The organism is Peptacetobacter sp. AB800, assembly GCF_047807365.1.
In the GTDB taxonomy this organism is placed as follows: domain Bacteria; phylum Bacillota; class Clostridia; order Peptostreptococcales; family Peptostreptococcaceae; genus Peptacetobacter.
Genome location: NZ_JBLOUI010000014.1, coordinates 19,522 through 33,277 on the forward strand (window position 1 = coordinate 19,522; position 13,756 = coordinate 33,277).

General features: G+C 30.5%; 15 protein-coding genes. 5 read left to right on the forward strand and 10 right to left on the reverse strand.

What is annotated here, in order from left to right; translation table 11 throughout:
- Positions 1-12: 12 nt before the first annotated feature.
- The 3 genes from ACK2WN_RS05815 to ACK2WN_RS05825 all read right to left on the reverse strand — a co-directional run bounded on the left by ACK2WN_RS05815 (position 13) and on the right by ACK2WN_RS05825 (position 1,992).
- Positions 13-846 (reverse strand): hypothetical protein, encoded by an 834-nt coding sequence (locus tag ACK2WN_RS05815; protein ID WP_416155062.1) that lies wholly within the window; start codon positions 844-846, stop codon positions 13-15.
- Positions 839-1,555, reverse strand: coding sequence for an ABC transporter ATP-binding protein (locus tag ACK2WN_RS05820; RefSeq protein WP_300530240.1), 717 nt, complete (start codon positions 1,553-1,555; stop codon positions 839-841). Before ACK2WN_RS05820 ends, ACK2WN_RS05815 begins: the two co-directional genes overlap by 8 nt.
- A gap of 77 nt (positions 1,556-1,632) precedes the next feature.
- The gene (locus ACK2WN_RS05825) at positions 1,633-1,992 is read right to left on the reverse strand and encodes a GntR family transcriptional regulator (protein WP_300530242.1); all 360 of its coding nucleotides are present in this window, start codon (positions 1,990-1,992) and stop codon (positions 1,633-1,635) included.
- Between the two features lie 396 nt (positions 1,993-2,388).
- On the opposite strand from ACK2WN_RS05825, the gene ACK2WN_RS05830 reads away from it, so the two are divergent.
- Positions 2,389-2,520, forward strand: a complete 132-nt coding sequence (locus ACK2WN_RS05830; RefSeq protein WP_286164250.1) for a hypothetical protein — start codon at positions 2,389-2,391, stop codon at positions 2,518-2,520.
- Positions 2,521-2,997: 477 nt separating this feature from the next.
- Here the strand turns inward: ACK2WN_RS05830 and ACK2WN_RS05835 are convergent, their stop codons facing one another.
- The 7 genes from ACK2WN_RS05835 to ACK2WN_RS05865 all read right to left on the reverse strand — a co-directional run bounded on the left by ACK2WN_RS05835 (position 2,998) and on the right by ACK2WN_RS05865 (position 7,867).
- Positions 2,998-3,507, reverse strand: a complete 510-nt coding sequence (locus ACK2WN_RS05835; protein WP_300531285.1) for a hypothetical protein — start codon at positions 3,505-3,507, stop codon at positions 2,998-3,000.
- Positions 3,508-3,686: 179 nt separating this feature from the next.
- Positions 3,687-4,133 (reverse strand): Fur family transcriptional regulator, encoded by a 447-nt coding sequence (locus tag ACK2WN_RS05840; protein ID WP_300531288.1) that lies wholly within the window; start codon positions 4,131-4,133, stop codon positions 3,687-3,689.
- Positions 4,134-4,336: 203 nt separating this feature from the next.
- Positions 4,337-5,413, reverse strand: a complete 1,077-nt coding sequence (locus tag ACK2WN_RS05845) for an endonuclease/exonuclease/phosphatase family protein (protein ID WP_416155063.1) — start codon at positions 5,411-5,413, stop codon at positions 4,337-4,339.
- Positions 5,414-5,430: 17 nt separating this feature from the next.
- Positions 5,431-5,739 (reverse strand): PTS sugar transporter subunit IIB, encoded by a 309-nt coding sequence (locus ACK2WN_RS05850; RefSeq protein WP_300531293.1) that lies wholly within the window; start codon positions 5,737-5,739, stop codon positions 5,431-5,433.
- A 239-nt stretch (positions 5,740-5,978) separates the two neighbouring features.
- Positions 5,979-6,323, reverse strand: coding sequence for a GIY-YIG nuclease family protein (locus ACK2WN_RS05855; RefSeq protein WP_416155064.1), 345 nt, complete (start codon positions 6,321-6,323; stop codon positions 5,979-5,981).
- A 12-nt stretch (positions 6,324-6,335) separates the two neighbouring features.
- Positions 6,336-6,944, reverse strand: a complete 609-nt coding sequence (locus ACK2WN_RS05860; RefSeq protein ID WP_416155065.1) for an NUDIX hydrolase — start codon at positions 6,942-6,944, stop codon at positions 6,336-6,338.
- A 161-nt stretch (positions 6,945-7,105) separates the two neighbouring features.
- Positions 7,106-7,867, reverse strand: a complete 762-nt coding sequence (locus tag ACK2WN_RS05865; RefSeq protein ID WP_416155066.1) for an acyl-CoA dehydratase activase — start codon at positions 7,865-7,867, stop codon at positions 7,106-7,108.
- A 363-nt stretch (positions 7,868-8,230) separates the two neighbouring features.
- Between ACK2WN_RS05865 and ACK2WN_RS05870 the strand changes: the two genes are divergently transcribed.
- The 4 genes from ACK2WN_RS05870 to ACK2WN_RS05885 all read left to right on the forward strand — a co-directional run bounded on the left by ACK2WN_RS05870 (position 8,231) and on the right by ACK2WN_RS05885 (position 13,639).
- On the forward strand, positions 8,231-10,018 hold the full coding sequence (locus ACK2WN_RS05870) for an aminopeptidase P family protein (protein ID WP_329999664.1): 1,788 nt from the start codon (positions 8,231-8,233) through the stop codon (positions 10,016-10,018).
- 466 nt (positions 10,019-10,484) lie between these two features.
- Positions 10,485-11,357 carry a YitT family protein gene (locus tag ACK2WN_RS05875; RefSeq protein ID WP_300530449.1) on the forward strand — a complete coding sequence of 291 codons (873 nt, stop codon included), beginning with the start codon at positions 10,485-10,487 and terminating at the stop codon, positions 11,355-11,357.
- A gap of 273 nt (positions 11,358-11,630) precedes the next feature.
- Positions 11,631-13,064, forward strand: a complete 1,434-nt coding sequence (locus tag ACK2WN_RS05880) for an MATE family efflux transporter (RefSeq protein ID WP_300530452.1) — start codon at positions 11,631-11,633, stop codon at positions 13,062-13,064.
- A gap of 62 nt (positions 13,065-13,126) precedes the next feature.
- The gene (locus ACK2WN_RS05885) at positions 13,127-13,639 is read left to right on the forward strand and encodes a GNAT family N-acetyltransferase (protein ID WP_416155067.1); all 513 of its coding nucleotides are present in this window, start codon (positions 13,127-13,129) and stop codon (positions 13,637-13,639) included.
- The last annotated feature ends 117 nt before the right edge of the window (positions 13,640-13,756 follow it).

Below are 13,756 nucleotides of genomic sequence, written 5' to 3' on the forward strand. Positions count from 1 at the left end.
AATATCCCTCCTTTACACGCTCATTTTTCTATTAGAAAGAAAATATGAAATCGCTGTGCATATTATCGAAACAATAATAGCTATCATAATGTTTGCAACAACCATATTATCAGTTATTCCCATATTTAATAGTATCTGATAAATTTTAGAACTTGCACTTCCTATATTTACACCAAAGATAGCTGCGATAAATACAAATATTCCTAAAACTATAAATCCTAAAGTTTTATTTTTCATACTTGTAATTATTATCATAAGTGTAGATATTACAGTTATTATTAAAAATACATAAAGTATGTTTTCTATTAAGAAGTCTATTGCATTTGAGCATACAAACAATGTATCAGATGCAAATGATAGATCTGCATTGAATGATGTGTCTATAATATTGCACTTTGATGCAAAAGTCATATTAAATATTGTTTTTGATACAAATAATGCTATTGTTTCACAAATCATAACCATATACACAAAGAATAATGAATTTAGCATTTTTGCTGCATAGATTTTCATATTATTCCCTGGTATCATCATATAAGTGTATATATTCTTATGGCTTCCATTCCAATCTTTTAACCATATTGCGCTTGTGTATAAAATAGCTCCAATAACACCTAAAGATAGTAAAAGATGTATAACCATGTTTCCTTCAAGAATCATAGCTCCATAAAATACTCCGCCAATTTGATTTCTATACATTTCTGTTAAGTCGTATGTAGTAGCTGACATATAAATGTAGTATCCGTTAACAGCTATGATAGATACCAATATTGTGGCACAGTATATATAATAGAACTTTAGATTTTTTCTTAGCTCTATATTTGAAAGTGCCAATATTTTACTCATTTTGGTATACCTCCCTCATCTTTTCAAGAATTGATAGGTTTTCTCTTTCTCTAAGTTCTTCCGCATTTAAGCTCATTACTAATTTTCCTTCATCTATGAATATTACATCGTCTACTATGTTTTCTATATCTGATATTTCGTGAGTAGTTATTACAATAGCTTGATTTTCATTCATATATTCTGGTATTAAGCTTATGAATTCTTCTCTTTTAAAGAAGTCTATTCCTGAGAATGGTTCGTCTAGTAATAGATACTCTGGTTTCTGAGCAAATCCTATTATTAACTTAACTCTAGCTATATTCCCTTTTGATAGGTTGTCTATTATATCGTCTTCATTTAATCCAAATATTTTTAGCATTTCTTCTGCCATTTCAGAATCCCAATTTTTGTAGAATACTTCCATAAATTCGAACATTTCTGATATTTTTGTATTTGCGAAATGTATGTTTATATCTGGAACAAATGCAACTTTGTTGTAGCTATTCTGATTAAATTTTTCTCCATCAATAAGTACTTCTCCTGAGTCTGGTTTGATAAGTCCAGCCATTATTTTCATAACTGTTGTTTTACCAACACCGTTTATCCCAAGTAGAGCTGTGACTTTTCCTTTTTCTATATTAAAACTTACATCATCTAGAGCTTTGAATTTTTTGTATTTTATTCCACTTAGTTTTCTAAATGATCTGCTGACATTTTTAACTTCTAACATTTTGTCCTCCTCTTCTGCCATAATCAATAGCCTTTAAAAATAGATTGGCAAAATTTCTATACCGATTTTAGTTATTTTTAGTCGTAAAATCTTTCTATTAGTTTTATTATTTCTTCTTTTTCAACGTTTATTGATTTCATATCCTTGATAAATTTTTCAAGAGATTCGTTCACCATCTCAGCCTTTAAAGATGCTATCACCTCTGGATTTGATGTTATTCTGCTCTGATGGTTTCCAAATGTTGTTATTAATTCCATATCGCCCATCTCCTTATATGCTTTCTGTACTGTGTTAAGATTTACTTTTAAACTTGATGCCATCTCTCTTCTTGATGGTATCTCATCTCCTGGCATTAATTCCCCTATTATTATTCTTCTTTTGATGTTTTTTATTATCTGTAAATATATAGGAGAGCTTGAGTCTATTTCGAAATACATAAATTCTCCTTTCCGAGGTGTACTATTTGTATGGTACACTTCTTGTAAAAAATTTTTTCTCTTTTGGTTAGCGTATTATCTGTATAGTACAGCTAAGGTAAAAATAATTGATAGAAGTACGGCAGCTCCTATCACGATTGTGTGGTGAGATTTTAATTATTTTTATCTCGATGTACTACACAGACAGTACACTTTTTTGAAAATACTTTTGCTATTAACTGTATTATAATGTTAGTACACCTAATCTGTAAAGTAACAATTTTGTTACTTTTATTGAAAAGCTTAAAATATCATCCATTTTGTTAAAAATATATGTTATAATCACTTTTGGAATCACGTAAAGAAAAGGGTGGTTGATAGTTTAAACCTACTTTCTGATGAAAGGAGGTGATAACTATGAAAGATTTTATTATTATCTTGTTAGAGATTGCGATAATACCCGTATTAGACGGCTTATTAATAAATCTAATTTATGATAAAATAAAAAACCGCCCTTCTACTGGCAATAGAAGAGACGGTAAAAAATAAAGTTTTTTATTAAATTACCTTTTCTATATCGACCACTCTTTTGCGTGGTTCTTTTTCTATATTTATTATAACATATCTTTTTAAATTTTGGCATAAAAAAAGAATATATCTTAATCTATGCTCTAATAAAAAAGAGCACCTGAATTAAATCAGATGCTCAGTTGGCAGATTTAAAAGCAAAACTCTCTGCCCTTTAGTTTTTGCTAGAAAAATCCAGCCATCGCCGTACAATTTCGTGTTTACAATGATTGATTTACTGTTTTTCTTTTTATTATTCGTAATTCGTAATGTGTAAATTAATGAAAATTGTAAAATCGAAATCCGTTTTCTGTATAATAAGCTTTTTTCGTCTTTGCACGGCTACTATATTTCAAAAAGTATTTACCTACAATAAATTTATAAACTTCACATAAATGTGTTACTCTAACATAGTGGGACGCTGAAGCCTGGAGCAGATGAGTAGTTATACTCTTTTCCTTATGCATTTTCTAGCTCTACTGATATTTCTACTTCTGTGTTTAGTTTTTCTATTAGCTGAGATAGTTCATTTAATTTATTTTCTAAATCCAAAGACTCTATTTCCTCAGCAAACATTTCAATGTTTGGGTTTCCGTATTCTATAACTCCAAGATTTGGCTCAAGACTAATTCTCGAATCGTGAATCATTACTTCTAAAAGACTTAAATACTGTCTACCCATTTTCGCCTCTATTAATAAATCATTTAATGTCTTTCCTTCATAAACAACCTTATTGTTACCAGCATGTATAGCTTTTTTAAGATTTACAATATCTTTTAATAATATTTTATATTCCTTAAATCTATCTATATTTTTCTCTACCAATTCCTGACTTACAACAGATTCTCCATCTTTTTTTAAAGGAATATCTCTACAAGAGCCGTAAAACTGCTGTTTTAGTTTGGCTTCCTTCTTTTGTAAGTTTGATAGCATAAATATAGCTTGTTGCATAGTTATCTTCTTTATCATATACAACACCTCCGTTTGAAAGAAATTATATCATAACGGAAAATCTTTTACAATAAATGCTTCATAATGGATTATATTTAAACAATAAAAAACTCCTATACTTTTAGGAGTTGGCATACGATTATAGTATAGGAGTCTTAGTTTATATTTGAAATTTTAATTATTAACCTTTTAAAAAATTATTTTTTTGCTCTTGTCGTGTTGATACTGTCGATTTTTAAATCATCGTTGTATCCTTTGTTGACCAATATATTTTTAACTGCTGAGTATAGTTCACAGCAATCTATGTTTACAACTTCTCCATTTTGAAGAGTTACGCTGCAATCACCACATTCCACGTTATCATTGGCGTTGGCAAATGTGAATTTTTCATTTTCATCTATTATTCCGGCTTCCTGAAGTATTTTAATAAATCTATAAACAGTCGCTAAACCAATAGATCTATCCTTTTTTCTAACGTTATAATACACCTCTTTTATCATAAGAGTTTCATTGCTTAAAATAGTATCCAGGATTAATCTTCTTTGAAAAGTTATTCTATGTCCCTTAGACTTTAGTTCCTCTACAATTTGATTTTTTAGCTCTGTTTTGTTATTAAAATCTATTTTTACATTATTTTTAAGCAATTTATTCACTCCCTTTGTTATAATTTATGTTATTGAAAATTTATATTTATATATATTGATATTCGTTATCATATATAAATTATAATCATTTTTCTCAATCCCGTCAATACTACTTGAAAATATTTTAAATGATAAAATAATTATTCATAAATTCTGCATCAAAAAAGGAGATGATTTAATCACATTCATCTCCTAAGTTATCTTTATTTTAATTTAAATTCTATTGTTGTTGGATTGTGGTCTGAGTATTTAAACTGTAAATCGCTTCCCTTTTTAGCGACAACATTTATATTATCAGATACTATAAATCCGTCTATAATAGCTGTGAAATTTACATCTTTATCATAAGGAATTCCAGCAGTTCTGTTTGTGGGTACGTTTTCATCTACCTCAAATCTATATCCCTTTGGATTAAAATTTTCTGGAATGTAATCATACCAATCAGGTCTTTCCTCAGTTTTTGCAAATTTATTTATATCTGTAGTAGGAATTACATGATTCCAATCTCCACCAGCTATTACATAATTCCCTTTTTTGTACTCATCTTCAAGTATTTCTTCTAACATATTAAGCTGCTTTTGTCTATATTCTCCACCTTTGTCGTATGCAGACATGTGTAGATTTATAAGAACAAGCTCTTTATTATTAGTTGTTTTTACTCTATTTACTATCATGCATCTATCTAGTCCAAATAATCTAGCAAGCCAACTCTGATCTGTAGGAAGAGAAATCCTCTCAGCAGTTTCAAATTTATACTTGCTGTATGTACCCTGTCCAGCAGATACCTTACCATGCATATCGCTAAATGGATATATTATGTACGGAACTTTGTAGTTAAATGCAAAGCAGTTTGTATATTCGTCATCTAATCCATGTGCGACAAGTGCTCTTTGGTCGGTCTTTCTACTTCTTGAACTGTTGATATCTATCTCCTGAACAAATGCAAAGTCCGGATCTATTTTGTTTAATTCATCTACAGCTCCATTGATATTTTTCATGACAGTTTCTCTATCTTTAGCCTTAGATTCTGTTCCACCGTCCATGAAGAAATCAAAGTCTTGGCTATATGCTCCGAAGCCAATGTTATATGTTGTTATAGAGTATTTTTTATCTAACTCAACGTTTTCCTTATCAGTCATATGCGCTATTACTAGGTTTTCTTTGTATAGTGGCTGGTAGTCAGACACCGTAAGCCAACCTAAATAAGCGCATAAAAGTATAACTACTGTACAAAATACAGCAGCTATGACCTTTACTATTTTCTTAAAGCTTTTTCTCAATTTTTACCTCTATTATATTATTCGTTTATTAAATCCATAGCAAAATTAAGTGTAGCATGCCCATCGCAAGCACCAAATTTTACCATGTCTAACATTTCTACTTTTGTTTCGCCTGGAGCAAAGGCTTTTATACGATCAAATTCTCCCATAAGCTGTGGGCTTAAAAGAAGTAAATCTATATCATCATTTGAAAGAACTTCCTCTATTTTGTTTCTGTGAATAGCTTCTATATTGCAAGCTATATCTCTGCTTTCTGCTTCTTTTTTCATTCTGTCTACTAGTATATCTGTAGACATTCCACCAGTACATGCAACTACTATTTTCATAAGTTTATTTGTATCCTTCCGTTTTTAATTCTAGTTTAGAAAAATTTAACGTCATAATTCTAATAATAATTTGAATTTATCTAGTATTTTCCATAAAAAATACACGAACTATTATCAGATTTAATTGTCTTATAATATATATTATAAACTCAATAAATAATCTGTCAATATTATAATCGTTCGTGTATTCATAAATAATTATTCTAATTTATTATAGATTGTTCTTAATCTATATTTTTTTAAAATTTATATACTTCATTGTTAATGATATCCACATCCATACTACCAATTCTTATATGCTCTCCCTTATCTTTTAGAAACATTTCCACTAAAATATTCGGATTTTCAATAATTTTTAATTTTTTAGCCCTTGTCATCTTCTTTATGTAACACTCTAACTTCATTGCAGTGCTTCTACTGCTGCTTTCAAAGTATGCTTCAAGCTTTTTAAATCCGTAGTTTTTAGTGTATTTGCAGTTTGTCCCATCTGTATGTTCAATCATTCTTCTTTTTATGTCAGTTGTATATCCAGTATATAATGTGTCTTTTTTACATCTTATTATATATGTATAAAAAATCTTCAATTATTTTATCTCCTAGTTTTCGTTGTCCTTCCCAACAGCTATAAATATCTGTAATGCTAAAAATGCCTTTACATCCATGTTTGATTTACTTTTCAATATTTCAACAGCCTGCTGTCTGTCTATTAATAAAGTCTGTATTTCTTCTGTTGGCTCAAGATATTCATTAGATGGCTCACCTTTACAAGTGCAGTAAAGTAGTGAGAATGATTCATCTGTCATACCAGGAGATGGGTACAGACCAAATCCGCTATCCATTTTATTTATTTCAACAAGGTCTAGACCTGTTTCTTCCTTTAATTCTCTTCTTGCACAAACTTCTATATCTTCGCCTGGATCTATAAGTCCTGCAGGAAGTGAATATACGTAATCATCTAAAGGAACACGATATTCTCTTATTATCACTAGTTTGTCCTCATCTATATGGTATGGAACCATTACAACAGCGTCATCTCTATCATTTCCATCGCCAAAATACATATTATTAAGTTCTTCTTCTGATTTTCTTGTCGCTAACATCCAACTTTTTTCAGATTTATCTTTAGATTCGTATTTCATTTCGTACATGCTTAAATATTTAGATTTCCGTATAGGAGTTAATTTTTTTACTTTTTTCTGTCTCATGTCAAATCCCCTTCTCATTTGTAATTTTTATTTGAAAAGATAATTATTTTATATTAATTATATAATTCGATTATATCACATATTTGAACTACAATATTGAAAATTTTTGCATATAAAAAGAGATACCCTTTTGGATATCTCTAAAAATTCTTTTTATTAAATTATCTTCTACCAAATCCTATAACAGCAGCACCTAATGCACCTATTATCTGAGTATCTTCAGCTAAGAATATATCTTTTCCTATTATTTCAGAAATCATTCTAACAAGTTCACTACTTTTTGCAAGTCCACCAGTGAATGCTACCTTGTCTACTATTTCTCCTCTTGATAACATAGAAGTAGATTTATTTGCTATTGATTTTAATATACCAGCGGCAACTTCTCCTGTTGGAACGTTCTGAGCTAGTAAACTTACTATTTCTGATTCAGCAAAAACAGTACACATACTAGATATGTTTACTGGATGATTTCCTTTTGCTAGTTCATCTATTTTAGTTATATCGCTTCCTAATATATTAGAAGTAACTTCTAAGAATCTTCCTGTACCTGCAGCACATTTGTCGTTCATTAAGAAGTTGACTACGTTTCCATCTTCATCAAGGTTTATAACTTTACTATCCTGTCCACCTATATCAAGTATTGTTCTTACATCATTATTTATAAAGTGAATTCCTTTACTATGGCAAGTTATTTCAGTTACTTTTTTATCAGCAAAATCCATTACTCCTCTACCATATCCAGTACCTACAACTTTTTTGATTTCTTCTTCTGGTATACCTTCTTTTAATTTTTCATAAACTTCATTAGCAGTAGTCATTGGGCTCCATCCTGTTGGAACTATTATTTTTTTTACTATTTTTTCTCCATCAAATAAAACCCCTTTTGTTGCTACTGATCCTGAATCAACGCCTATACTGTACATTAACTTTACTCCTCCCACTTTTTGTATATATATAATTTGTTTGATTATTATTTTACATTATTAATCTACTTATCTATTTTATCATAGTTTTATCTAATAGTATAATAGAGATTTACTATAACATTATAAATTTAATATTTGAAATTGGCAGTTTTAAATTTCATATAAAAAAATTATTGATTTTTGATTATTTATATTTTTTTACTATAAATTCTAAATATGTTGAAATTCCAATATTTTTAAAATTTATCATATTTTCAGAACAGTTGTATAAATGATGATAAAGTGTTATCCTAAATTTGTGTCTGAGAAAACGTATTTCAAATGACACAGAGAATAGATATTTTTACGGAGGGTAAAAAAATGGATATAAGAGAAAGACTATCTAAATTAAGAGAAATCATGGCAGCAAAAAATATAGATGCTTACATGATACCATCAGCTGACTTCCATCAGAGTGAATATGTTGGAGAATACTTCAAATCAAGAGAATTCATAAGTGGATTCAATGGTTCAGCTGGTACTGTTATAGTAACTAAAGATTTCGCAGGACTTTGGACTGACGGAAGATACTTCATACAGGCTGAAAAACAGTTAGAAGGAACTGGAATAGAATTAATGAAAATGGGTGTAGAAGGATTCCCTACTACAACTGAATTCTTAGTTGCTAACCTTCCAGAAGGATCTGTTCTAGGATTTGATGGTAGAGTTATATCTGCTAACGAAGGAAATGAACTTACTGCTGTTTTAGCTGAAAAAAACATAAAAATAGAATATCAGTATGATTTAATAGATGAAATATGGGCAGAAAGACCAGCTTTATCTGACGCTAAAGCTTTTGCATTAGATGTTAAATTCACTGGTGAAAGTATAGCATCTAAATTAACTAGAATAAGAGAAAAAATGGCAGAAAAAGGTGCTTCTCACCACGTAATAACTACTCTTGATGATATCGCTTGGATATTCAACATGAGAGGTGGAGATGTAGCTCACAGTCCAGTTGTTTTAGCTTACACAGTTATAACTGCTGACAAAGTTTGCTTATTCTTAGATGAAACTAAATTACCAGAAGATTTAAAAGCAATATTTGCAGCTGAAAAAATAGAAATATTACCATACAACGATGTTTACGAATTCGTTAAAGGTATACCAGCAGAAGAAAAAGTTCTTGTTGACGGAACTAAATTAAACTACGCTATATTCAATAATATAGTTGCTGAAAAAATAGTTGACTACAACCCATCTTTATTCTTCAAAGCTTGCAAAAACGAAACAGAACTTGCTTGCACAAGAAATGCTCATATAAAAGATGGTGTTGCTATAACTAAATTCATGTATTGGTTAAAAAATAACGTAGCTAAAGGTGGTATAACAGAACTTACTGCTCAGGCTAAAATAGAAGAATTTAGAGCTCAGCAGAAAGATTTCTTTGATACTTCATTTGGAAGTATATCAGCTTACAAAGAACACGCTGCTATGATGCATTATTCTTCTACTCCAGAAACTGATGTAGAATTAAAACCAGAACACTTATACTTATTAGATTCAGGTGGACAGTACTTAGACGGTACAACTGATATAACAAGAACATTTGTATTAGGAGAATTAAGCGATGAATTAAAACTTCACTTCACTTCAGTTGTTAGAGGTATGATAAACTTATCATTAGCTAAATTCTTATACGGATGCCACGGATACAACCTTGACATACTTTGTAGAGGGGTTATGTGGAAAATGGGAATAGATTATCAGTGCGGTACTGGACATGGTATAGGTCATGTTCTTAACGTTCACGAAGCTCCAAATGGATTCAGATGGAGATTAGTTCCTGAAAGATTTGACTCTGCTGTTCTTGAAGAAGGTATGATAACTACTAATGAACCAGGTATATATATAGAAGGTTCTCATGGTATAAGAATAGAAAACGAAATAGTTTGTAAAAAAGCTGAAAAGAACTTATACGGACAGTTTATGAACTTCGAAGTTATAACATTTGCTCCAATAGATTTAGATGGTATAGATCCAGAGCTTATGACTAAAGAAGAAAAAGATTATCTAAACTGGTACCACGGACAGGTATTCGAAAAAATAGGACCACACTTAACTGAAGAAGAAAGAACTTGGCTTAAAGAGTATACTAGAGCTATATAATTGAATAAAAATATTTTGGGATGTCGCAGCATACTGTGGCATCCCTTCTTTATTTCTTACTTTAAACGTAAATAATATAGGGAAAAGACTAGTTAAATTTTGCTCCAGGCTTCAGCGCCTCGCTCTGATTATGTAACACATTTCAGAGTTGCGAGGCGCTTGCAGAATTGTCGCTTTAATTTAAACTAGTCTTTTCCTTTGCACATTATTAAAATGATTAAAGATAAGGATCTAAAGAAGGGATTGCCACAGTAATTATCTGCGACATTCAAAATATTTTTATTCAAATTATATAGTTCATAGTGTACTTGAAGATGGAGATAGTTGGAGAAGTTTGTTATTTGTGTTGAATTAAGTTGATTTTAATTATATAATTAGTAATAGTGAGCTTTTATGCTTATGTTTTTAAAATTATATTGAAATATATTTTATTTTCAGAAAATACAATTTAATAAGGGGGTTTAGTATGAAAGAGAATTTTTCATGGAAGACTATTTTTAATATAGTAGCGATTCTTATAGGGAATGCTATTTACGCTTTAGCAGTTGTTCTGTTTATAGTGCCAAATAATCTTATTACAGGAGGAACTACAGGGCTTTCATTGTTATTATACAATCAGTTTGGTATTCCAATGTCTGGATTTATTTTTGTTTTTAATGGAGTTATGTTCCTTGTAGGTTTATTTGTTTTAGGTAAGAAGTTCGCACTTTCTACTTTAATTAGTACATTCTTCTACCCTACTGCTTTTGCTTTCTTTGAGAAGACAATCGGTTACGGTGGTATGACAAGCGATAATTTACTTGCTGTTTTATGCGCTGGTATTATGATAGGTGTTGCTATAGGTATAGTTATTAAGTGTGGAGCATCTACTGGAGGTATGGATATACCACCACTAGTTATAAATAAAAAAGTTGGTATTCCAGTATCAGTTAGTATGTATTTCTTCGACTTTTTAATACTTCTTTCTCAGATGTTATTTACAAACAAAGAGATGGTATTATACGGAATACTTCTAGTTATGACTTATACTTTAGTCTTAGATAATGTGCTTGTTATGGGTAAATCTCAAACTCAGGTTAAGATAGTCTCTAAAGAATACGAAAAGATAAACACTATGATATCAACTGAAATAGATAGAGGTACTACTCTACTTCAGGCAGAAACAGGATATATGAAAAATGAGTATCCAGTTGTTCTTACTGTTATTTCTAATAGAGAGCTTCCTGCTTTAAATAGCAAAGTTCTTGAAATAGATCCAAACGCATTTATGATAGTGAGCAAAGTAAATGAAGTTCATGGTAAAGGATTTACATTCAAGAAAGAATATATAGAAAATTAAATAGTATAAAATATAATAAATTTTATATAATGAATTTTTAATGGCATTTTATCCAATGGATTTAATGCCATTTTTTATTTTTGATAGAATAATATTAATTATAAATAGATGATATGCTTATTTATAAATTATTTGCACCTTTCTATATAATTATTTTATAATATAATCTTTTTGTATTATAATTTTTTTTGAATTTATAGAAAATAGTATAATCAAGTGATATAATTTATAATGTAAAGATAAAAAACTAAATATTAAGAGGGAGGGATAAAATTGAAACCTCAACAAAAATTAGCATTGGATTTATTGGAGCCTGGAGAAACCACGCAAACCTATTTAAATTCAAGTAAAACAATTCCTTCTGGCATTACATCTAAGATGCTTTACAAAGATATCGTGACAATAGCATGGCCTTCTCTTTTAGAACTTATGTTAACTCAGTTGGCGTCTATGGTCGATATGATAATGGTCGGTCGACTTGGAGCCTCAGCGCTTACTGCTGTTGGGCTTACCACTCAACCAAAATTCCTAATAATAGCAATTTTGACATCTATAAATGTAGGTACAACTGCTCTAGTTGCTCGTAATAAAGGACGGGGAAAACAAGAGAAAGCAAATCTCGTACTTAGACAGGCAATTTTAGTAAATATATTCATATCAGTATTAATTTCAATAATAATGTTTTTCACAGCAGAACCTATTATCAAGTTTATGGGTGCGACAGATGCTCTTTCTTTAAAGGAAGGAACAGAATACTTAAAAATACAGATGTTTGGTATTTTAGCATTGGGACTTACAGGTACTATCACAGCAGCACTTAGAGGTGCAGGAAATTCTAAAACAGCAATGATATATAATTTAATGGGAAATTTAGTAAATGTTGTATTTAACTATGCTTTAATCTACGGAAACTTTGGTTTCCCAGAACTTGGCGTTGCAGGTGCATCAATAGCAACTGTAATTGGTCAATTTGCATCATTTATTATGGCTTGTGTTGCGGTTACTGGAGATAGAAATTATGTTAGATTTAGACTTAAGGATGGTATGAAGCCAAACTTAAAAATGATGGGAGATATATCTGATATAGGTATTCCAGCACTTATAGAACAGATTGTTATGCGTATTGGTTTAATAGCCTATGCAAAGACAGTTGCATCACTTGGAACACTTGCATTTGCAGTGCACAATGTTTGTATGAATATACAAGCGCTATCATTTATGAATGGACAGGCATTTGCAGTATCAGCGACTTCTCTTGTAGGTCAAAGTTTGGGTAAAAAAAGAGCTGATATGGCTCAATTATACGCCGTAAGATCAAGAAGAACAGGTACACTTGTTTCTGTAGTTTTAATGATTTTATTCTTCGTATTCCCAAGACAGATAATTTCTCTGTACAATTCAGATCCAGAGATAGTCAATCTAGGAGCGAAAATACTTTTAATGGTATCTATTATACAAATTCCTCAGGGCTCACAGTTTATCATAAGTGGTATTCTTAGAGGTGCTGGAGATACAAAAGCAACTGCAATGATTATTACAGTAACTACTCTATTTTTAAGACCAGTTCTTGCAATAATAATGATTAATGTATTCCATATGGGACTTGAAGGTGCTTGGATTGCACTTATTGCAGACCAGCTTTTAAGATCTTTATTGGTATTGCTTAGATTTAGCAGTGGTAAATGGATTACAAAATTAGATAAATAGATTATAATAATAGTATGAAATCATTTTCATAAATAAGTAATTTTAGAAAGGAATTATTTAAAATGTTAATAAGAAATGTAAAAGAATCAGATTATGAAGAAATATACAGATTTGTAAAAACTGCCTTTGAAACAGCAAAAAATTCAACTGGAAATGAACGGGAATTTGTTTATGAAATAAGAAATAGAGATACATACGTTCCAGAATGTGAATTTATAGCTGAAAAAGACGGTAAAATAATAGGACATGTAATACTTTCTAAGCTAGATGTTGAAACTGACGATGGTGGAGTTTTCCATGGCGTTAGAGTTGAACAGATTGTCGTAGCCGAGGATGAGAGAGATAATAGACTTGGTGGAATGCTTATCTGCAATGCTTGTATGATGGCTGCAGAACTTGGTTATCCAGGAGCTTTTGTCGTTGGAGATCCTGAGTATTTTGGTAAATTTGGATTTATTGAAACTGCTGAGTATGATATAGAGAATGTATCTGGAATAGATGACAAACTTGTACTAGCTTGCCCTACTTGTACAGGGGGATTTAGAGGAGTAAAAGGAAAGGTAAATTTACACTAAATATAATATAATGGCTGTTGCAGATTTTGCAGCAGCCTTTTGACTTAATACAAGTATTCGCTCTCCAGGCTTCAGCGCCTCGCATTGTTAGAGTAACACATTTCAGAGTTGCGAGGC